Annotated in this window: 19 protein-coding genes, 1 tRNA gene and 2 pseudogenes; 11 read left to right on the plus strand and 11 right to left on the minus strand. The window is 70.0% G+C overall.

The window, feature by feature from the left end:
• Positions 1 to 490, minus strand: a 490-nt coding sequence (locus tag ADK86_RS36760; RefSeq protein ID WP_159394050.1) for an MFS transporter, incomplete at its 3' end; no start/stop codon positions are given.
• A gap of 117 nt (positions 491 to 607) precedes the next feature.
• Between ADK86_RS36760 and ADK86_RS36765 the strand changes: the two genes are divergently transcribed.
• A complete protein-coding gene (locus tag ADK86_RS36765; protein ID WP_053700535.1) occupies positions 608 to 1507 on the plus strand; it encodes a LysR family transcriptional regulator in 900 nt (299 codons plus the stop codon).
• Between the two features lie 114 nt (positions 1508 to 1621).
• Here the strand turns inward: ADK86_RS36765 and ADK86_RS36770 are convergent.
• Positions 1622 to 1705: transfer RNA gene (locus ADK86_RS36770), tRNA-Leu, on the minus strand.
• Positions 1706 to 2343: 638 nt separating this feature from the next.
• On the opposite strand from ADK86_RS36770, the gene ADK86_RS36775 reads away from it, so the two are divergent.
• From ADK86_RS36775 to pknB, 6 genes are all read left to right on the plus strand, one after another.
• Complete coding sequence (locus ADK86_RS36775) at positions 2344 to 3210, plus strand: FhaA domain-containing protein (protein WP_053700536.1); 867 nt, start codon at positions 2344 to 2346, stop codon at positions 3208 to 3210.
• A gap of 10 nt (positions 3211 to 3220) precedes the next feature.
• Entirely contained in the window at positions 3221 to 3748 is a 528-nt protein-coding gene (locus ADK86_RS36780; protein WP_003978839.1) for an FHA domain-containing protein FhaB/FipA, read from the plus strand.
• Positions 3749 to 3876: 128 nt separating this feature from the next.
• Complete coding sequence (locus ADK86_RS36785; protein WP_030598914.1) at positions 3877 to 5376, plus strand: PP2C family protein-serine/threonine phosphatase; 1500 nt, start codon at positions 3877 to 3879, stop codon at positions 5374 to 5376.
• 23 nt (positions 5377 to 5399) lie between these two features.
• Positions 5400 to 6797 carry an FtsW/RodA/SpoVE family cell cycle protein gene (locus tag ADK86_RS36790; RefSeq protein WP_003978841.1) on the plus strand — a complete coding sequence of 466 codons (1398 nt, stop codon included), beginning with the start codon at positions 5400 to 5402 and terminating at the stop codon, positions 6795 to 6797.
• The gene (locus tag ADK86_RS36795; RefSeq protein ID WP_053700537.1) at positions 6794 to 8263 is read left to right on the plus strand and encodes a peptidoglycan D,D-transpeptidase FtsI family protein; all 1470 of its coding nucleotides are present in this window, start codon (positions 6794 to 6796) and stop codon (positions 8261 to 8263) included. Before ADK86_RS36790 ends, ADK86_RS36795 begins: the two co-directional genes overlap by 4 nt.
• 146 nt (positions 8264 to 8409) lie before the next feature.
• Positions 8410 to 10422 (plus strand): Stk1 family PASTA domain-containing Ser/Thr kinase, encoded by a 2013-nt coding sequence (gene pknB / locus ADK86_RS36800; RefSeq protein ID WP_053700538.1) that lies wholly within the window; start codon positions 8410 to 8412, stop codon positions 10420 to 10422.
• 117 nt (positions 10423 to 10539) lie between these two features.
• On the opposite strand, the gene ADK86_RS36805 is transcribed toward pknB, so the two are convergent.
• The 6 genes from ADK86_RS36805 to ADK86_RS36825 form a co-directional block, all read right to left on the minus strand.
• Positions 10540 to 11286, minus strand: a complete 747-nt coding sequence (locus ADK86_RS36805) for a class E sortase (protein WP_030598906.1) — start codon at positions 11284 to 11286, stop codon at positions 10540 to 10542.
• Positions 11287 to 11311: 25 nt separating this feature from the next.
• On the minus strand, positions 11312 to 12754 hold the full coding sequence (locus ADK86_RS36810) for a class E sortase (protein ID WP_420718907.1): 1443 nt from the start codon (positions 12752 to 12754) through the stop codon (positions 11312 to 11314).
• A 113-nt stretch (positions 12755 to 12867) separates the two neighbouring features.
• Positions 12868 to 13518, minus strand: a complete 651-nt coding sequence (locus tag ADK86_RS36815) for an aminodeoxychorismate/anthranilate synthase component II (protein WP_053700540.1) — start codon at positions 13516 to 13518, stop codon at positions 12868 to 12870.
• Positions 13515 to 13691 carry a hypothetical protein gene (locus tag ADK86_RS44030; RefSeq protein WP_030598899.1) on the minus strand — a complete coding sequence of 59 codons (177 nt, stop codon included), beginning with the start codon at positions 13689 to 13691 and terminating at the stop codon, positions 13515 to 13517. Before ADK86_RS44030 ends, ADK86_RS36815 begins: the two co-directional genes overlap by 4 nt.
• A 93-nt stretch (positions 13692 to 13784) precedes the next feature.
• Positions 13785 to 14483, minus strand: a complete 699-nt coding sequence (locus tag ADK86_RS36820) for a class E sortase (RefSeq protein WP_107088657.1) — start codon at positions 14481 to 14483, stop codon at positions 13785 to 13787.
• A gap of 126 nt (positions 14484 to 14609) precedes the next feature.
• Complete coding sequence (locus ADK86_RS36825; protein ID WP_053700541.1) at positions 14610 to 15380, minus strand: DUF881 domain-containing protein; 771 nt, start codon at positions 15378 to 15380, stop codon at positions 14610 to 14612.
• Between the two features lie 149 nt (positions 15381 to 15529).
• Here ADK86_RS36825 and crgA point away from each other — a divergent pair, with 149 nt between their 5' ends.
• Positions 15530 to 15787 (plus strand): cell division protein CrgA, encoded by a 258-nt coding sequence (gene crgA, locus ADK86_RS36830; protein WP_053700542.1) that lies wholly within the window; start codon positions 15530 to 15532, stop codon positions 15785 to 15787.
• 386 nt (positions 15788 to 16173) lie between these two features.
• Here crgA and ADK86_RS36835 read toward each other — a convergent pair whose 3' ends face one another.
• Together ADK86_RS36835 and ADK86_RS36840 are read right to left on the minus strand one after the other, a co-directional pair.
• Positions 16174 to 17085 carry a rhomboid family intramembrane serine protease gene (locus ADK86_RS36835; RefSeq protein ID WP_053700543.1) on the minus strand — a complete coding sequence of 304 codons (912 nt, stop codon included), beginning with the start codon at positions 17083 to 17085 and terminating at the stop codon, positions 16174 to 16176.
• A 149-nt stretch (positions 17086 to 17234) separates the two neighbouring features.
• A complete protein-coding gene (locus ADK86_RS36840) occupies positions 17235 to 17762 on the minus strand; it encodes a peptidylprolyl isomerase (protein ID WP_030598889.1) in 528 nt (175 codons plus the stop codon).
• A gap of 310 nt (positions 17763 to 18072) precedes the next feature.
• Between ADK86_RS36840 and ADK86_RS36845 the strand changes: the two genes are divergently transcribed.
• The 3 genes and pseudogenes from ADK86_RS36845 to ADK86_RS45080 all read left to right on the plus strand — a co-directional run.
• Complete coding sequence (locus ADK86_RS36845) at positions 18073 to 18780, plus strand: DUF5324 family protein (protein ID WP_053700544.1); 708 nt, start codon at positions 18073 to 18075, stop codon at positions 18778 to 18780.
• Positions 18781 to 19196: 416 nt separating this feature from the next.
• Positions 19197 to 20005, plus strand: a pseudogene (locus ADK86_RS42825) (IS5 family transposase).
• 49 nt (positions 20006 to 20054) lie between these two features.
• Positions 20055 to 20631, plus strand: a pseudogene (locus ADK86_RS45080) (SDR family oxidoreductase); the annotation flags it as partial.
• Between the two features lie 41 nt (positions 20632 to 20672).
• Here ADK86_RS45080 and ADK86_RS45085 read toward each other — a convergent pair.
• Positions 20673 to 20840: a hypothetical protein gene (locus ADK86_RS45085; protein WP_234346289.1), complete on the minus strand. Its 168-nt coding sequence runs from the start codon at positions 20838 to 20840 to the stop codon at positions 20673 to 20675.
• Positions 20841 to 21032 lie beyond the last annotated feature (192 nt).

Genomic DNA, 21032 nt, shown 5'->3' on the forward strand with positions numbered 1-21032 from the left:
CCCCGAGCACCGACGCGACCGCCACCCCACTGAAGATCAACGACGTCGCCGCGGCCACCGACCGTGCCTCGACCAGCCGCACCGCCAGCCCCGCCGCGAGCGCCCACACCCCGCCCATCCCCACCCCGACCAGCACCCGCGCCACCACCATCACCCCGAAATCCGGCGCCCAGGCGGCCAGCAGATTGGCCGCCGCCAGCATCGCCAGCAGCCCGCACAGCACCTTCCGCCGGTCCGCCCGGCCCACCGCCAGCGTGAGCACCGGCGCCCCCACCGCCGCGACCACACCCGTCACGGTGAGCGTCAGGCCCGCCGTACCGTCCGTGACCCCCAGCGCGCCCCCGATGGGCGTCAACAGCCCCACCGGCAGCATCTCCGACGTCACCACCGTGAACGTGGCCGCCGCCAGCGCCCCCACCGCGGCCCACCCCGCGCCCCTGCTTTGCCGCAACCCACCGTCGCGGCCCGCCGTTTCCTCGATCGTCGTCATGCACCCCAGCCAATGCGGAGCCGCCCGCGGGAACAACGGCGAACAGCTCACGCTTCCATGAGCGTGGCTCATCGATCCCGAAGTACCCGGAGTACCCCACCAGCCCGGCGCGACACCGTGCCCACCACCGCCGGCGGCCTGGAGATCCGTGAACTGGAGTGTTTTCTCGTCCTCGCCGAGGAACTGCACTTCGGGCGCACCGGCGCACGCCTCTACGTCTCCCAGAGCCGGGTCAGCCAGCTCCTTCGCGCCCTGGAACGCCGCGTCGGCGCCCGCCTCGTGGAACGCACCAGCCGCCGGGTCCGCCTCACCCCGCTCGGTACGGACTTCCTCGCTTCCCTGCGGCCCGCCTACGAAGCGCTGCGCGGCACGGTCGACGCCACCGTCGCCGCCGCCCGCGGCATCGAGGGCCGACTGCGCATCGGCTTCCAGGGCACCGCCGACGACCTGATCATGAAGGCCATCGCCACCTTCCACGCCCGCCACCCCGGCTGCGCCACGGAGATCGTCGAAATCCCCCTCCGGGACCCCTTCGGCCCACTGCACCGCGACGAGGTCGACGCCGCCGTCGTCCTGCTGCCCGTGGAAGAGCCCGGCCTCGTACTCGGCCCGGTCTTCTCCAAGCAGCAGCAGACGCTCGCCGTCTCCGTACGCCACCCCTTCGCGTCCCGTACGCGCCTCGACGCCGAGGACCTGGCCGACGGCCCCCTCATCGCCGTGGAGGGTCCGGCCCCCGACTACTGGCGCTACGCCCAGGCCCCCACGAGCACCCCCGGCGGCCGCCCCATCCCGCCCGGGCCCGCCGTCCGTACGCTCCAGGAGGGCCTGACCCTGGCCGCCGCCGGCCGCGGCGCGATGCTGCTCTGCCGCCCCACGGCCGACTACCACGGCCGTCGCGACATCACCTTCGTACCGGTCGACGGGCTGCCGGACTCCGCACTCGGACTCCTCTGGCACCAGGACCGCGAGACCGCGCGCACCCGCGCCTTCTGTGCGGCCGTCACCGATGTGACGTAGCCCTCACCGGTGCTTTTCGGACAATGAGCGGCGAGGCGGCCCCAGCCCGGAACGACGGGGCAAAAACAACGAAATACCCCCGGTCCGGGAATCCCGGACCGGGGGTCTCATCTGTGCGCGAGGGGGGAGTTGAACCCCCACGCCCTTTCGGGCACTGGAACCTGAATCCAGCGCGTCTGCCTATTCCGCCACCCGCGCATTGGGTGTGTCGTCAGATTCTTTCGCCTGATCCGGACTGTTCCGCCCGGGTCTTGCGCTCTCGCCTGCCGACACCCAGAACATTAGCACGCTGTCCGGGGTGCAATCACATCCGTTCTCCGGAGCCCGCTTCCGACGCCTTATGAGAGGCCCGTCCGCGATCCCGGCACCCCGGCCTGCCGGTCTCCCGGCCACGGCATCCCCGCCCCGCCGACCGGCCCACCCGCCACGGCGACGCGACGGCCCGGCCGGCCCGGCCCGTACGGGGCACCGCGCGCCGTGCCCCGCCCGGTCGGTGAACCCGGCGGTTGCGGGACACTGTGAGTGGGGCACATCTACGATCGCAGTGCCATCGCAACGCAGGCGCGGTCACATCGCGAAGCCATCGCGGAGCCGCGGCCCGTCCCGGGGCGGTGACACAGCACGATTCGCCACGGCGGCACCGCGGCCCCATCGCGGTGGCACCGGAGTGACGCACCGGCAAGCAGGCGTGAGCAACCTTGTGAGGGGCGACACTCGTCCTCACGGCGGGAAAGGGGAACCAGCCGATTTCCCGGCGCGTGGATACGATCAGTAAGCAGTATCAGGACGACCCTGTCGAAGACCGACCTGACGAAGACTGAGGAAGGAGGTGCCCCGTGGGAGTACTGAAGCGCTTCGAGCAGCGTCTCGAAGGTCTCGTCAACGGCACCTTCGCCAAGGTGTTCAAGTCCGAGGTGCAGCCCGTTGAGATCGCCGGCGCGCTCCAGCGCGAGTGCGACAACAACGCCACCATCTGGAACCGCGACCGCACGGTCGTCCCCAACGACTTCATCGTCGAACTGAGCACCCCCGACTACGAGCGGCTCAGCCCGTACAGCGGCCAGCTCGGAGACGAGCTCTCCGGCATGGTCCGCGACTACGCCAAGCAGCAGCGCTACACCTTCATGGGCCCGATCAAGGTGCACCTGGAGAAGGCCGACGACCTCGACACCGGCCTGTACCGCGTCCGCAGCCGCACCCTCGCGTCCAGCACGTCCCAGGAGCACCCGGGTGCCGCCGCCGCGGCACAGCGCCCCACCGCGCCCCGGAGCAGCCCGTCCGGTCCCGGCGGCCACGTGGGCCCGCCCCCCATGCCCACCTCGCCGCCCGCGTCCCGGACAGGGGCGCCGGGTGCCGGAGCCCAGCCGGGCGCGGCTCCCGAAGGCTGGTACCAGAACCGGGGCGCGGCGGAGCGGAGCGGACAGACACGGCGCTGGATCGAGATCAACGGCAACCGCCACCAGATCTCCCGCCCCACCCTCGTCCTGGGCCGCAGCACCGACGCCGACGTACGCATCGACGACCCGGGAGTCTCCCGCCGGCACTGCGAGATCCGCGTCGGAACGCCGCCGACGGTCCAGGACCTGGGTTCTACCAACGGCATCGTGGTAGACGGACAGCACACCACCCGCGCTACGCTCCGCGACGGCTCGCGGATCGTCGTGGGCAGTACCACCATCGTTTACCGGCAAGCCGAAGGGTGAAGCGGGGGCAATGTCAGAGCTGACCCTCACGGTCATGCGGTTGGGTTTCCTCGCCGTACTGTGGCTGTTCGTCATCGTGGCCGTCCAGGTCATCCGCAGCGACCTGTTCGGCACGCGCGTCACACAGCGCGGCGCCGCCCGCCGCGGCGGCCAGGAGGGGCGCGCGCAGCAGCGCCAGCAAGCCTCCCCGCCGCAGCAGCGCCGCCAGGAAGGCGGCCGCGGCAACAACCGTCAGCGCCGCGGTGCCCCCACAAAGCTGGTGGTCTCCGAGGGCACGTTGACGGGTACGACCGTCGCCCTCCAGGGCCAGACCATCTCCCTGGGCCGCGCGCACGACTCCACGATCGTGCTGGACGACGACTACGCCTCCAGCCGGCATGCCAGGATCTACCCGGACCGTGACGGCCAGTGGATCGTCGAGGATCTCGGGTCCACCAACGGCACGTATCTCGACCGGACCCGACTGACGACCCCGACACCGATTCCGCTGGGAGCCCCGATCCGCATCGGCAAGACCGTCATCGAGCTGCGGAAGTAGTGCTACGTCATGAAAGAGCGCGAGCGGAGCGAGCGAGCCGCGGCGGTCCACTCGACGGACCCGAGCGTGCTCCCGACCGGAGGGTGGGCACCGTGCGGATGTACCCCGAGCCGACGGGCGAGGTGCGTATGAGTCTGTCACTGCGCTTCGCCGCCGGATCGCACAAGGGCATGATCCGGGAGGGCAACGAGGACTCCGGCTACGCCGGCCCCCGCCTGCTCGCCATCGCCGACGGCATGGGCGGCCAGGCCGCCGGCGAGGTCGCCTCCTCCGAGGTGATCTCCACCCTCGTCCAGCTCGACGACGACGTCCCCGGCTCCGACATCCTCACCTCCCTCGGTACGGCCGTCCAGCGCGCCAACGACCAGCTGCGCGTCATGGTCGAGGAGGACCCGCAGCTGGAGGGCATGGGCACCACCCTGACCGCCCTGCTGTGGACCGGGCAGCGGCTCGGCCTCGTGCACGTCGGCGACTCCCGCGCGTACCTGCTGCGCGACGGCGTCCTGACGCAGATCACGCAGGACCACACCTGGGTGCAGCGCCTCGTCGACGAGGGCCGCATCACCGAGGAGGAGGCCACCACCCACCCGCAGCGCTCCCTGCTGATGCGCGCGCTGGGCAGCGGTGACCACGTCGAGCCGGACCTGTCGATCCGCGAGGTCCGGGCCGGCGACCGCTACCTGATCTGCTCCGACGGCCTGTCCGGCGTGGTCAGCCACCAGACCCTCGAAGACACCCTCGCCAGCTACCAGGGCCCGCACGAGACCGTGCAGGAACTGATCCAGCTGGCGCTGCGCGGCGGCGGCCCGGACAACATCACCTGCATCGTCGCCGACGTCCTGGACGTCGACGCGAGCGACACCCTCGCCGGCCGCCTCAACGACACCCCGGTCGTCGTCGGCGCCGTCGCCGAGAACCAGCACCAGCTCAACGACCCCAGCACCCTGCAGACCCCGGCCGCCCGCGCCGCCGAGCTGGGCCGCCACCGCGACGCGCCGCAGGCCGCGCCGGACGGCGCCTTCGGCCCGCCGGGCAGCGGCGGCAACGACGTCGCGGGCCCGCCGCAGGGCTCCTTCGGCGCGTTCACCGACGAGGACTTCCTCAAGCCGGAGCGCCGCGGCGGCAGATGGATCAAGCGGTCGCTGATCATCGTGCTGGCGCTGGCCGTCGTCGGCGGCGGGCTGTACGCGGGCTACCGCTGGACGCAGACGCAGTACTTCGTCGGCGCCAAGGACGATCACGTCGCGCTGTACCAGGGCATCAGCCAGGACCTCGCCTGGATCAAGCTCAACAAGGTCGACGAGGACCACCCCGAGATCGAACTCAAGTACCTCCCCGTCTACCAGCGCAACCAGGTCAAGGAGACCATCGCCGTCGACAACCGCAGCCAGGCGATCGAGAAGGTCACCGAACTGGGCAACCAGGTCGGCGCCTGCCGGTCCAAGGAGCAGCGGGAAGCGGCGGAGCGCAAGGCGGCGGAGGACCGCAAGAAGGCCGAGGAAGAGGCCCGCAAGAACAAGGGCAAGCCCGGGAAGCCGGCGGCCCCGACGCCCACTCCCACCACCAGCCAGACGCCCCCCTCCGAGGAGCAGCAGAAGCTGGAAAAGAATTGCAGCACCCAGCAGTGAGGGCGTAGGGGGCCGTAGAACTGATGAGCAGTACCACCACCACGACCACCGTGGGCACCATCGGTGCCCCGAGCCGCCGCAACACCGAGCTGGCCATGCTCGTCTTCGCGGTGCTCATCCCGGTCTTCGCCTACATCAACGTGGGTCTGGCCAAGGAGGGCTCGGTCCCGGCCGGCATCCTGGGCTACTCCCTCGGTCTCGGCCTGCTGGCCGGCGTCACCCACCTCGTCGTACGCAAGTGGGCCCCGTACGCCGACCCGCTGATGCTGCCCATCGCGACCCTCCTCAACGGTCTCGGCCTGGTCTTCATCTGGCGCCTCGACCAGGAGCCGCAGATCACCACCAAGCAGCTCGGCGGCGCCCTGGCCCCCGGGCAGATGATGTGGTCGACGATCGGCGTCGCCCTGTTCCTCGGCGTCCTGATCTTCCTGAAGGACCACCGCGTCCTACAGCGCTACACCTACATCTCGATGGTCGTCGCGCTGGTCCTGCTGATCGCGCCGATCTTCTTCCCGGCCAAGTTCGGTGCCCGCATCTGGATCACCATCCCCGGCGTCGGATCGCTGCAGCCCGGTGAGTTCGCCAAGATCGTCATCGCGATCTTCTTCGCGGGCTACCTCATGGTCAAACGCGACGCGCTCGCACTGGCCAGCCGCCGCTTCATGGGCCTGTACCTGCCGCGCGGCCGCGACCTCGGCCCGATCCTGGTCATCTGGGCGCTCAGCCTGATGATCCTGGTCTTCGAGACCGACCTCGGTACCTCCCTGCTCTTCTTCGGCCTGTTCGTGGTCATGCTGTACGTGGCCACCGAACGCACCAGCTGGATCGTCTTCGGCCTGCTGCTCAGCGCCGGCGGCGCGGTCGCGGTGGCCACCTTCGAATCGCACGTGCAGACCCGTGTGCACAACTGGCTCAACCCCCTGGAGCTGCTCAACGGCGGCGTCACCGAAACCGCCCAGGCCATGTACTCCTTCGGCTCCGGCGGCATCCTCGGCTCCGGCCTCGGCCAGGGCTACTCCCGCCTCATCGGCGGCATCGCGCCCAAGAGCGACTACATCCTCGCCACCGTCGGCGAGGAAGCCGGCCTCGCCGGGCTGATGGCGATCCTGCTGCTGTACGGCCTGCTCATCGAGCGCGGCATCCGTACGGCACTGGCCGCCCGCGACCCGTTCGGCAAGCTGCTCGCCGTCGGCCTGTCCGGCGCCTTCGCCCTCCAGGTCTTCGTCGTCGCCGGCGGTGTCACCGGCCTGATCCCGCTGACCGGTATGACCATGCCCTTCCTCGCCCAGGGCGGCTCCTCCGTCATCGCGAACTGGGCCCTGGTCGCGCTCCTGCTGCGGATCAGCGACACCGCGCGCCGCCCCGCCCCGGCCCCCGCCCCCTCCACCGACGCCGAGATGACCCAGGTGGTCCGCCCGTGAACAAGCCTCTGCGCCGCGTCGCGATCTTCTGCGGCCTGCTGGTTCTCTCTCTGCTCATCCGCGTCAACTGGGTGCAGTTCGTCCAGGCCGACGAGCTGAAGAACGACACGAACAACCGCCGGGTGGCCATCGAGCGCTACAGCCAGCCGCGCGGCAATATCATCGTCGGCGGCCAGGCCATCACCGGCTCGACCACCAACGACAGCGGCGACTTCAAGTACAAGCGGACCTACAAGGACGGCCCGATGTGGGCGCCGGTCACCGGCTATGCGTCCCAGGCGTTCGGCTCCAACCAGCTGGAGAAGCTCAACGACAGCATCCTCTCCGGCACCGACGACAAGCTCTTCTTCAGCCGTACGGTCGACATGTTCACCGGCGAGAAGCAAAAGGGCGGCGACGTCGTCACCACCTTGAACCCCAAGGCGCAGAAGGCCGCCTACGACGGCCTGGGCAAGAGCAAGGGCGCGGTCGCCGCGATCAACCCGGAGACCGGCGCGATCCTCGCCCTGGCCAGCACCCCGTCGTACGACCCCTCCACCTTCGCCGGCATGTCCGACAAGGACGCCAAGGCGTACAACGCGCTGCTGAAGAAGAACAACCCGGACGACCCGATGCTCAACCGGGCCCTGCGCCAGACCTACCCGCCGGGCTCGACGTTCAAGGTCGTCACCGCCGCCGCCGCGCTGGAGAACGGCCTCTACACCGACATCAACGCCAAGACCGACTCCCCGCTGCCCTGGTACCTGCCGGACACCGCGCACCAGCCGCTGAACAACGAGGGCAACATCCCCTGCGAGAACGCCAGCCTCAAGGAAGCCCTGCGCTGGTCCTGCAACACCGTCTTCGGCAAGATCAGCGCAGACCTCGGCAACAAGAAGATGAAGGCCGAGGCGGAGAAGTTCGGCTACAACGACGCCAAGATCGACACCCCGGTGCGGGCCGCCGAGAGCGTCTACCCCACCGACAACCGGCCGCAGAACGCGATGGCCGGCATCGGCCAGGCGTCCAACCGCGCCACGCCGCTGCAGATGGCCATGATCACCTCGGCCATCGCCAACGGCGGCAAGCTGATGAAGCCGTACATGGTCGACAAGCTGGTCGCCCCCAACCTCAATGTCGTCCAGCAGCACACGCCGGAGGCGATGAGCCAGCCGCTCAAGCCGGAGAACGCCCAAAAGCTCCAGGAGATGATGGAGGGCGTCGTCAAGAACGGCACCGGCACCAACGGCCGGATCGACGGCGTCACCGTCGGCGGCAAGACCGGTACCGCCCAGCACGGTGAGAACAACAAGGACAACCCGTACGCCTGGTTCATCTCCTACGCCAAGACCTCCAAGGGAACGCCGGTGGCCGTCGCCGTCGTGATCGAGGGCTCGGACACGCTCCGCGGCGACATCGCGGGCGGCAAGCTGGCCGCGCCCATCGCCAAGAAGGTCATGGAGGCGGTACTCGACGGCAAGAAGTGACCCCGGTCACGCCAATACCGGTCGGATATCAGGTGCCGGTCGCGGCCGGGCCCCGCACGGCGTGCCGGGTACGGTATGCCCGAACAGCACACCGCCGGACCACACACGGGTGCGGTCGGGACTGACGGAGAGGGCTGGAGAAGCTTATGGAAGAGCCGCGTCGCCTCGGCGGCCGGTACGAGCTGGGCTCGGTGCTCGGCCGCGGCGGCATGGCCGAGGTCTACCTCGCCCATGACACCCGTCTGGGCCGCACCGTCGCCGTGAAGACACTGCGGGTGGACCTCGCCCGCGACCCGTCCTTCCAGGCCCGGTTCCGCCGTGAGGCCCAGTCGGCCGCCTCGCTGAACCACCCGTCGATCGTCGCGGTGTACGACACCGGCGAGGACTACGTCGACGGCGTCTCCATCCCGTACATCGTCATGGAGTACGTCGACGGCTCCACCCTGCGCGAACTGCTGCACTCCGGCCGCAAGCTGCTGCCCGAACGGTCCCTGGAGATGACCATCGGCGTGCTCCAGGCGCTGGAGTACTCCCACCGGGCCGGCATCGTCCACCGCGACATCAAGCCCGCCAACGTCATGCTGACCCGCACCGGCCAGGTGAAGGTCATGGACTTCGGCATCGCCCGCGCGATGGGCGACGCCGGCATGACGATGACGCAGACCGCCGCGGTCATCGGCACGGCGCAGTACCTCTCCCCCGAACAGGCCAAGGGCGAGCAGGTCGACGCCCGCTCCGACCTGTACTCGACCGGCTGTCTGCTCTACGAGCTCCTGACGGTCCGGCCGCCGTTCGTCGGCGACTCGCCGGTCGCCGTGGCCTACCAGCACGTACGCGAAGAGCCTCAGCCACCGAGCGCCTTCGACCCCGAGATCACGCCCGAGATGGACGCCATCGTCCTCAAGGCCCTGGTCAAGGACCCCGACTACCGCTACCAGTCGGCGGACGAGATGCGCGCCGACATCGAGGCGGCCCTCGACGGACAGCCCGTCGCGGCCACCGCGGCCCTCGGCGCGGCCGGCTACGACCAGGACCAGCCGACGGCGATGCTGCGCCCGCAGGACCCGGCCGGCCAGACCTCGATGCTGCCGCCGATGAACCCGGACGACGGCGGCTACGGCTACGACGAGCGGCCCGACCGGCGCCGCGGCGGTGGCGGCCAGAAGAAGAAGCACACCTCGACGATCCTGCTGGTCGTCGCGGGCATCCTTGTCCTGGCCGGTGCGATCTTCATCGGCAAGGCGATGTTCACCAGCCAGAACACCAATGACGACGTCAAGGTGCCGGAGCTGGTCGGGAAGACCTTCGAGCAGGCCAAGGCGGCCGGTGACAACGGCGGCTTCAAGGTCACCAAGGGCGGCAGCACGCCCTGCGAGAACGCCGAGAAGGGTCAGGTCACCAAGCAGGACCCGGCCGCCGGCCAGACGGTCGGCAAGGACACCCCGGTGACGCTGACGATGTGCACCGGACCGGAGAAGGTCACCATCCCCGACGTCACGGGCCTGACGTTCGACAAGGCGAAGGAAGACCTGAAGAACAAGGGCTTCGAGGACGTCCAGAAGACCGAGCGGGTCTCCGACCGCCCGGAGGGCACGGTCGTCGACCAGGACCCCAAGGGACAGAGCGAGGGAACCAAGAAGTCCAAGATCACGCTGGTCGTGGCCAAGAAGTCGCCGACGACCACGGTCCCGCAGGTGACCGGCCAGGACTTCAACGCGGCGCAGAAGCAGCTCACGGACATCGGCTTCCAGGTCACCAAGAACGAGCAGGAGACCTCCGACCCCAACCAGGTCGGCAAGGTCATCTCGCAGTCCCCGAACGGCAACACGCAGGCCAGGCCCGGCTCGACGATCACCCTGACCGTCGGCAAGGCCGCCGAGCAGAAGACGGTGCCCGGCGTCGTCGGCCAGACCGTCAAGGACGCCAAGAAGGCGCTGCAGAGCGCCGGCTTCACGAACATCCAGTTCGCGAACGGCAGCTCGCAGGACGACAAGGCCCGCGTGGTCACCCAGGACCCGCAGCCGAACACCCCGTCCGACCCCGGCTCCACGACGGTGACGCTCACCACGGTGGGCAGTTCCCCCAGCGGGGACGACGGCGGCGACGACGGAGGCATCTTCGGCGGCCCCAACGGCTGGTGGGGCCGGCACAAGCACTGACCGGCGACCGCCGCTGTACGGGAAAGCCCCGGCACCCTTCGGAGGGGGCCGGGGCTTTGTCGTGCGGCCCGGGCGCGGGGCCCGGGGCTTCGCCGTGCGGTGCGGCTCGCGCCGCCGTCAGCGCAGCTCCTTCGGCGGGGTGCGCTTGGCGTCGACCTTCTCGGTGCGCTCCAGCTCGCCCCAGACGATGTAGCGGTACGTGGAGGTGTAGACCGGCGTGCACGTCGTCAGCGTGATGTAGCGGCCCGGCTTGCGCTTGCCGGACTCCTTGGGGACCTCGTCCAGGACGTCCACGTTGTACTTCGAGGTCTCGTCCAGCGACGCGTAGACCTTGTAGACGTACCAGGTGTCCTTGGACTCGAAGACGATCGCGTCGCCGTTCTTGAGCTTGTCGATGTTGTGGAACTTGGCGCCGTGCCCGTCGCGGTGCGCCGCGAGCGAGAAGTTGCCCTGCTTGTCCTGCGGCAGGGCCGACTTGACCGGCTCGGTGTAGTAGCCGGCCACGCCCTCGTTGAGGACGTCGGAGTCGATGCCCTTCTTGACCAGCACCTCGCCGTTCTTCATCGCCGGGACGTGCAGGAAGCCGATGCCGTCCTTGGTGTCCAGCGCGCCCGGCCCCGTCGGCGTCTTCGCCCAGTTCTTGCGCACCGTGTCGCCCTGCTTGTGCGCCTCGCGGTCGGCGAGGACGTTCGTCCACCACAGCGAGTAGACGACGAAGAGGGCCAGGATCAGCCCCGCCGTGATCAGCAGTTCGCCGATGACGCTGACGACGGCGGCGATCCGCCCGCGCAGCCGGCGCGGCGGCGCGGACGCCGGTTCCTCCGCCGCCGGGCCGGTCTCCTCGTCGTGTCCGGTGGCAGTCACCGCGTGGTACCCCTCTTACGTTCGCTCAGCTGACGAGCGCATCCGGCTTGCCCTTGCTCCGCGGCCGCTCCTCGACCATCTTGCCCCAGACGATCATCCGGTAGGTACTGGTGAATTCCGGGGTGCAGGTCGTGAGCGTGAGGTAGCGGCCGGGGCCGGTGAACCCGGAGCCCTTCGGCACGGGGCCGATCACACCGATGTTCCGCGGCGAGGTCTGCGGGAGGATGCTCTCCATCGCGTACGTGTAGTACGTGCTGCGCGTCTCGACGACGATCTTGTCGCCCTTGGTGAGCCGGTTGATGTAGCGGAACGGCTCGCCGTGGGTGTTGCGGTGCCCGGCCACGGCGAAGTTGCCCTGCTTGTCCCAGGGCATCGCCGTCTTCACGCTGTTCTTGTCGTAGTGGCCGACCATGCCGCGGTCCAGCACCGCGGGCTTGCTGATGCCCTCCGCGATCGGGACCTTCACGTCCAGCTTGGGGATATACATGATCGCGAAGCCCTGGCCCGGCGTGAAGGCGTCCGGCTTGCGGTCCTCGCCGCCCTCGTCCCACTCGTGCTCCAGGCTGCTGGCGGTGCCGCCCGCCTGCTGCTGCGCCCGGACGTTCGTCCACCACAGCTGGTAGGTGACGAAAAGCAGCATCAAAACGCCGAGGGTGATGAACACTTCGCCCACGGCACGGCTGGCGATGACCCCGGGGCTCTCCTTGCGCGCCCGCTCGGCCCGCCGGGCCTCCAGCCGGGACATGGGCGCGGAAGGCGCCTCAGCGCCCGAGGAAGAGGCGATGGCGGCATCCGCCTGGGAACCACGCCGTCCCCGCCTGGTGCCGCGTTTGGCGGCCTCCTGGGCGGCTTTACGGCGGGCAGCGCGGCCGCCGGTCACCGGCGGAGTGGCGGGCGACGCGTCGGTTTCACGTGAAACAACGTCCGGCTCGCTCCGGTCGCCGTCTTCCTCGGCCTGACGGAGCGCCATGGTTTCGGCGTCGGATATCGGGGCGTACGGGCCGGGCTGCCGGGGGTGGTCCACGTCCGGACCGGCTTGCTCGGCGTACGGGCCGGCTTGCTCCACGTGCGGCCCGGCTTGCTCGACGTACGGGCCGGCCTGTTCGACGTAGGGACGGGCGGGGTCCTCGTACGGGTGGGCCGGGTCTTCGTACGTACGGGCCGGAGCCTCGTACGCACTGGACTGCGCCACCGCCGGGGCCGGGGGCTGGACCTCGGCCGGGGACTGGGCCGGGGACTGGGCCTGGGCCGGCGGCTGAGGCTCGGGGGCCGTCGCCTGGGGCTGTGTCGCGGCCTGGCGCGGGCGGAACCACGGCGAACCGCTGCCCGCCGAAGCGGAGCGCGGCGGGGAAGGCGCGGCATCCGGGCCGGTACGCGGCCGATCGGGTCCGGGCCCGGAGTTCTGCGCGTTCCGGTCGGCGTCCGGTCGCGGCTGCGCCGCCGGGGGGCGTCCCGGCAGCGGGTCCATCAGCGGGTCGGCCAGCTGTCCCACGGCCGCCTCGAACGCCTCCCGGTCGTACGTACCGTCGGCGTCGCGCGACGGGCCGTAGGACCTCCCCTCGCGTTCGGGGCGGAGGTCAGTCACGCGCCGACCTTGCCGACCACCGGGGCGAGCCCCGCCGAGCGCTCCACCGTACCGGGATCGCCGCACTCCGCCAGCCAGTTGGCGAGCATCCGGTGGCCCCACTCCGTCAGCACCGACTCGGGGTGGAACTGGACGCCTTCCACCGGCAGTTCCCGGTGCCGCAGGCCCATCGCCACGCCCGTCTCGGCGTCGTCGCCGGTCCAGGCGGTGACCACCATCTCGTCGGGGACGGTGCCGGGCTGCACGGCCAGGGAGTGGTAGCGGGTGGCGGTGAAGGGGGTGGGCAGGCCCTTGAAGACGCCCGCGCCCTCGTGCGAGACCAGGGACGTCTTGCCGTGCAGCAGCTCGGGGGCGCGGCCCACGACACCGCCGTACGCGACCGCCATCGACTGGAGCCCGAGGCAGACGCCGAAGACCGGCACGCCCGTGTCGGCGCAGTGCCGGACCATGTCGACACAGACACCGGCCTGCTCGGGGGCGCCGGGCCCGGGCGAGAGCAGCACACCATCGAAATTGTCCTGGGCGTGCCGCAGCTCCACCTCGTCGTTGCGCAGCACCTCGCACTCGGCCCCGAGTTGGTAGAGGTACTGGACGAGGTTGAAGACGAAGCTGTCGTAGTTGTCGACGACGAGAATCCGTGCGGTCATCGGACGGCGCCCATCCCTCGGTCGACGGTGACATCGTTGAACGGGAGCAGCGGCTCCGCCCACGGGAAGACGTACTGGAAGAGCACGTAGACGATCGCCAGCACGAGCACGAGTGAGATCAGCGCCTTCACCCATGCGTTGCCCGGCAGATGCCGCCAGATCCAGCCGTACATGCTGTCGCTGTCCCTACTCGCCGATGACGATGACCGTGCCGATCGATGCCGATCGCCCCACCAGACTAAAGGGCGAGGGCTCGGACCGGGGGCTCAGCCGGACAAAGCCGACGGCCTTCCACGCTCCACGGGTTGGGTGGAATCCAGGTGCGCCCAGGCGATCAGCCGGTGGCTGTGGCCCCACTCCGGCTCGCAGGTCGTCAGCGTGAGATAGCGACCCGGGCCGTTGTATCCCGATTTGCGCGGTACGGGGTCGATGACGCCGATGTCGGTGGGCAGTGTCCGGTACGGGCGCCGGTCGATCCGGTACGTGAACCACGTCGTGCCGTCCGTGAGGACCACCGCGTCCCCCGGCCGCAGCCGCGGGAAGTCCTTGAAGGGGTCACCGTAGGTACGGCGGTGCCCGGCGACCGCGAAGTTGCCCGTCTCACCGAGCCGCGCGGTGCGCTCGTAGTGCCCGAGGCCCTTCTTGAGGACGTCCACCGCGGTGCCCTCCAGCACCGGCTTGCTCCAGCCGGCGCCGAAGCGGGGGATGTACATCACAGCGAAGGGCTTGCCGTTCTCGTACGGCGGCTGCTTCCCGGGCCCGCTCGGCTGCCCTGCGGTGCCCCCGGGCGTCCCGGCGGCGACCGGGCCGGTCGACCACTGGTCCTGGAGCTTGCCGATCTCGCCGTCCATCGCGCTGTCGGCCCGTACTCCCGTCCAGAACAGGACGTAGACCACGAAGAGCACGATCAGCGTGCCGACGGTGACGCACACCTCGCTGACCGTCCGTACGATCAGCCGCGCCACCCCGCCGGGCCGCCCCCTCGCCCCCGGCCGTCCTCGCACCCCGGACCGCGCCACCGCGCCGGACCGTAGCGTCATCCCGGACCGCCCCCTCCCCGGCCGCCGGCGCCGGTGCGGGCGGCCGGCGGATCACGGCTTCACAGGCTGTGCGTAGTGGAGATCCACTGTGCCGGAGTAGCCGGGCAGAGTCACCGCCTCCTGCTGCTCGACTTTCCAGCCGAGGCCGTAGGCGTTCACGTACTGGAGGTAGTTCTGGATGGCCGGGGAGGCGGTCAGCGCCCGGTTCAGCTTGTCGCGGTCGCCCACGGCGGTGACCTTGTAGGGCGGCGAGTAGACGCGGCCCTGGAGGATCAGCGTGTTGCCGACGCAGCGCACCGCGCTGGTGGAGATCAGCCGCTGGTCCATGACCCGGATGCCCCGGGCCCCGCCCTGCCACAGGGCGTTGACCACGGCCTGCAGGTCCTGCTGGTGGATGACCAGGTCGTTGGGCTGCGGCTCCGGCACGCCGGGGATCTTGGCGGTGGCGTTCGGCGGGGCGTCGGTGAGGGTGACGGTCAGCCCCTGGCCCGCGACCGGCTTGGTGCCCGCGTTCTTCTCCAGCGCCGCCAGCTTGGCGTCCTCGGCCTGTGTGCTGCCGCTGTCCTGGTGCGCGAGGGTGTCGACCTCGTCGCGCAGCGCGGCGTTGCGCTCGTCGTGGGCGCCGTTCTTGTGGCTGCGTTCCTGGATGAGGTCGGACAGGCGCAGCATCGAGTCGTCCGAGCGCAGGTCCGTGCCGCGCGCGGTGTCGAAGCTCAGCCAGAAGATCAGCCCGGCCAGTGCGAAGACGGCCAGCGTCAGCAGACGCACCGGCCGCAGACGGCGGCGCGACGGGCGGCCGGGGGAGTCAGCGGAAGTGCTCAACGTACCCTTGCTCCTTACGACGCCGCGGAAGCACTACGCTAACGGACGCCCGGGGAGGGAAAACGCTCCCCGTCACCTCCCGCCCGGCCCGTAAGCAGCATCCTCCGCCCCCAGTGCGGTCACGCAGAGCATCGACAGGAGAGTTCCTCGTGCCGAAGTCACGGATCCGCAAGAAGGACGACTTCACGCCGCCGCCGGCGAAGCAGACGACCAATCTGCGCATGAGTTCGGGCCGGGGCTGGGTGGCTCCGGTGATGCTCGCACTGTTCCTGATCGGTCTGGTGTGGATCGTGCTCTTCTATGTGACCGGGGGCAGCCTGCCCGTGAAGTCCATGGGCAACTGGAACATCGTGTGCGGCTTCGGCTTCATCGCGCTGGGCTTCGGCGTGTCCACGCAGTGGAAGTAGCGGGGGCGATCACCGTCATCGGGGCCGGCCGGTAGCGCGGTCCCGAAGAGGCCACCGGGCCGCCGTCCGGCCCGGTGCGCCGGCCGCCTGCGCGCCTCTGGTCCACCGCTTCGGCGCAAGCCCTGCCCAAGGCCATCCACACGGTTATCCACAGCCGGGGAAAACTTCAGAAGATCTGTGGATAACTTCCCGGCCGTTGACGCCGGTGTGACTGGTGGCCCGCCCGCTCGGCCACCGTCCCACCCGGTTCTTCCTGGGAAAACACATATCCGCACGGTCCGTGAGCGGCTTTTTCCACCAGGTGCACAAGATCCGGCGCACTCTGTGGACAACCCGCCGTACCCAGGGCTCTTCACAGCCCGGAACCGGACGGCGGCACGCCGTGCTCAGCCCATGAGCTGGCCGGTGCGCACCCACACCACCGCGACGATCACCAGGAACGCCACCGCACACGTCGCGCCCTGTACGAGCGCCCGCCGCGCACGCGGCGCGTGCACCATTCCGTACGTCACCGCGGCGCCCATCACCAGGCCGCCGACGTGCGCCTGCCACGCGATGTCGGGCCAGGCGAAGGTGAAGACCAGGTTGAGCGCGAGCAGGATCAGCACCGGCCGCATGTCGTAGTTCAGGCGGCGCATCAGTATGACCGTCGCGCCCAGCAGCCCGAAGATCGCGCCGGAAGCCCCCAGCGACGGCTGGTTCTGCGCGGCGAGCAGATACGACAGCGCGCTGCCGCCGAGCCCGGAGAGCAGGTAGAGCGCCAGGAAGCGGACCCGGCCGAAGGCCGCCTCCAGCGGCGGGCCCAGCCACCAGAGGGACAGCATGTTGAAGATGATGTGCATCGGGGCCTGGTGGAGGAAGACCGCGGTCAGCAGGCGGTACCACTCGCCCTCGGCGACGCCGATGAACCGCAGGTCCTCCCGGGTGAAAGCCCCGCCGATCAGCTCCAGGTCCTGCACCAGGCCGTCGCCCGCCGCCAGCACCGCGATGAACACCGCGACGTTGATGCCGAGCAGGATCTTGGTGACCAGCCGGGTGTCCGCGGTCAGCGCGCCGCCGGCGATGGTCCGGGGAGCGGTTGCCTGCGCCGTACGGCCCGTACCGCCGCCGTCGCGTACGCACTCGGGGCACTGGAATCCGACCGATGCGCTGACCATGCACTCGGGGCAGATGGGCCGCTCGCAGCGCGTACACGTGATGCCCGTCGTACGGTCCGGGTGGCGGTAGCAGCCGGGCGGCGCGGCGTCACCCGGCCGCGCGTCACGCGGCTCCTGCGGGCTGCCTGGCACCTGGTCCATGGTCCCCTCGGTCCCTCGTCACGGTCCGTGCGGACGTCCGCACGAACGAAGTGCGCGCCCCACCCGATCTACGACCGGGCGGGGCGCAATGGTTCCCGCACACCGTCATCCGCGCGCACCTGGATACGCGCGGGGCGGGGTGCCGCGCGTCAGCGGCTCTCGACGACGACCGACTCGATCACGATGTCGTTGACCGGGCGGTCCGTGCGCGGGTTGGTCTGGGTCGCCGCGATGGCGTCCACGACCTTCTTGCTCGCGTCGTTGGTGACCTCGCCGAAGATGGTGTGCTTGCCGGTCAGCCAGGTGGTCGGGGAGACCGTGATGAAGAACTGCGAGCCGTTGGTGCCCGGGCCGGCGTTGGCCATGGCGAGCAGGTACGGCTTGTTGAAGGCCAGGTCCGGGTGGAACTCGTCCGCGAACTCGTACCCGGGGCCGCCGGTGCCGTTGCCCAGCGGGTCGCCGCCCTGGATCATGAAGCCGCTGATCACCCGGTGGAAGACCGTGCCGTCGTACAGCTTGTCCGTGGTCGTCTTGCCGGTCTGCGGGTGGGTCCACTCGCGCTCGCCCTTGGCGAGCTCCACGAAGTTCTTCACCGTCTTCGGCGCGTGGTTCGGCAGGAGCCGAATCTCGATGTCGCCCTGATTGGTCTTCAGGGTGGCGTAGAGCTGCTCAGCCACGATCTACCTTCCATAGTCTGCACTGACGAGTCCCGATCCTCGCACGGACACCCGCCCCGCACCCGGACACCGGCCCACGTTCCCCCTCCCCTTTCGGTCACCAGTACCCGCCGAACCGGCGCACGGACCGGCAAAGCGTGGCATTGTCATCACAAGGCTCCGTAAGGTCCCCAATGACCCGGATGCCCGCTCGCACATGCCGTGTGGCGCATGTGCAGGCATGATCTTGAACTGGGTGGACAGGCGACACAGCAGACATTGGGGAACAACCCCCGAGCCCCCCGGACACGCCACCGAGGAGGAGGATCCCGTGACCCGCAAGGACAGCGTGCGCGCGGCGACCAGTTCGGCCAAGGACAGCGTGCGGCACGCGGCGGAGGTGGTGGCTCCGTATGCCGGTACGGCCAAGGACACCGCCGCGCACTACGCGCACGAGGCCCGTACGCGACTGGCACCCAAGGTGGCCGAGGCCGCTCACCAGGCACGCAGCCAGTACGACGCCCATGTGCAGCCCCGCCTGGAGCACGCCCGTGGCGCCCTGCCGCCGAAGGTCGACAAGGCCGCGAGCAAGGCCGCCGTACGCACCCGCAAGGCCGCGCGCCAGGCCGCCGACTACACGGCGCCGCGCGTGGAGCACGCCGTGCAGAGCGCGCGGGCCGCCGCCGAGCCGGTCCGCGACCAGGCCGTGGCCCGCGGCATCGCCGCCCTCGCCGCCCTGCGCGGCCAGGTGTCGGCCAAGGAGATCGAGAAGATCGTCAAGAAGCACAACCGCCGCCGTCGCGCCGGCAAGGCCGCCAAGCGCCTCGCCATCGTCGGCATCCTCGCGGGCGGCGCCTTCGCCGCCTGGAAGTGGTGGGACAAGCAGGCCAACCCGGACTGGCTGGTCGAGCCCCCGGCCGCCACCGAGGTCAACGAACGCACCACCCTGACCGCCGTCGACGCCGCCGTCCTGGACCCGGAGGTCCAGGCCAAGCAGGCCGAGGCCGAAGCCGAGGACCCCAAGGGCCCCACGCCCTGACCCCTCGGTACCACCAGCAGGAGTCCGGGCCGTGCCGCAGTCCTTCCGGGGCCTGCGGCACGGCCCGTTCGCGCCGACTACCGTGCCCTGCGCTCCGGCGCCCCGTACCCGCGCCGCACGCAAAAACCCCTCCGGCCGCGTTCCCGCAGGTCGGAGGGGTTTGACGAGTGGAGCCTAGGGGAGTCGAACCCGAAATTGTTACCTTTTTGACCTGCGGGTTCACCCGGAAAATCAGGACAATCCATCCTGTTCCGATCCTGCTGAATCCTGCTCGCCCCTCTTGAATCTGGCCCCGTGTTGGCGTGTCAACACGGGGCTCCGACACGTTGCTGTCGCAACCTTCCCCACAACTGAGGCTTGCTGCCACTGGCTTTAGACAGCGTTTCCTTTGGTGCTGGTGAGTCGTTGAGCCGTTCATGGTGGGCTTGGTGGAACGGCTGGTACCCGATAAGTTGTGGGAGTTGTTCCGGCGGGTGGTGCCGCCCACGGAGGTCAAGCGTCCGCAGGGCGGCGGCCGGCGGCGGTCCGGGGATCGCGAGGCGCTGGCCGCGATCATCTTCGTGGCCACCTCGGGCTGCACCTGGCGGCAGCTGCCGCCGGTCTTCGGTCCGGCCTGGCCGACCGTCTGCCGGCGCTTCGCCCACTGGAGCCGGGACCGTGTCTGGGCCAGGCTCCACCGGGTGCTGCTGGACGAGCTTGGCGCCCGCGGTGAGCTGGACTGGTCGCGGTGCGCGATCGACTCCGTCAGCCTGAGAGCGGCAAAAGGGGGCCGCTGACCGGACCGAATCCGACCGACCGTGGCCAGAGCGGATCGAAAATCCACCTGATCACCGACCGCAACGGGCTGCCGCTGTCGCTGGGCATCTGAGCCGCCAACACGCACGACAGCCTGGGCCTGCAGCCGCTGGTGCGTGGCGTTCCGCCCATCCGTTCCCACCGCGGGCCTCGCCGCCGACGGCCGGCCAAGCTGCATGCCGACAAGGGCTACGACTACCCTCACCTGCGAAGGTGGCTTGGCGAGCGGGGCATCCGTCACCGCATCGCCCGCAAGGGCGTCGAGTCTTCACAGCGGCCGGGCCGCCACCGTTGGGTGGTCGAGAGAACCGTGTCCTGGCTGGCCGGCTGCCGCCGCCTGCACCGCCGTTACGAGCGCAAGGCCGAGCACTTCCTCGCCTTCGTCGGCATCGCTGCGGCACTCATCAGCTATCGCAAGCTCACCAACTGAAGCAACGTCTTAGCGCGTTTGCAGCGTAACCCCACAACAAGCTGATCAAGTCGGCGTCCGGTGCAATGTCACGGACCCCGCCCAGGTCGATGAGGCGTTCAAGCAGATCGAAGAAGCGCACGGGCCCATGGAGGTCCTCGTGGCGAACGCCGGCGTGACCCGCGACGGTCTCCTCGTCCCGATGAGCGAGTAGGACTTCGACGCGATCCTGGAGACCAATCTGAAGGCTGCCTTCCGCGTTGCGAAGCGGGCCACGCTCAAGATGATGAAGGCCCGCCAGGGACGGATCATCCTGATTTCTTCCGCAGTGCCCCTGGCCGACGAGGCCGGGCAGTCGAACTACGCGTCCTCCAAGGCTGGTCTCGTGGGCTTCGGTCGGTCTCTCGCCCGTGAGCTTGGCTCGCCGAACATCACCGTCAACATCGTCGCCCCCGGGCTGACGGCGACAGACATGACCGGCCAGCCTCCCGAGGAGCGGTTCCAGCACATCGTGAACCAGGTGCCGCTGCGCCGGGCGGCGGAGCCGCAGGAAGATCGCCCACGCCGTTCAGTTCCTGGCCAGCCCGAACGCCTCGTACATCACCGGCGCCGTGCTCCCGGTCGACGGCGGCGTTGCGATGGGCCACTGGCCTCCAACGTCCTGGCTTAGTGGCGGTCGGGGTTCGCGTTACTGGTGGCTGTCGGTGGTCCTGGTGGTTCGCGGCTTCTGTGTCGGCGTGGCGATCACGCCGGCCATGGCCACCGCGTACTCGGTGATCGACCGCTCCCAAGTGCCGCACGCCACCCCGCTGCTCAACACCTTCCAGCGGGTCGGCGGCCCCGCCGGCATCGCCATCCTCACCGTGATCTTCCAGCACCACCTCACGGGCCTCGGCCCGGCTGACCCCGCACCACACCACCGCCGCCTTCGGTCACACCCACTGGTGGGTGGTCGGCGTCACCGTCCTGGCCACCATCCCCACGATGGTGCTCACCACGACCCAACGGCGGCTCCGGCAGGCGCAGGCCGCCTGAGTGCCCGAACGCG

Origin of the sequence: Streptomyces sp. NRRL F-5755, from assembly GCF_001279365.1 — a bacterium.
Classification (GTDB): Bacteria; Actinomycetota; Actinomycetes; order Streptomycetales; family Streptomycetaceae; genus Streptomyces; species Streptomyces rimosus.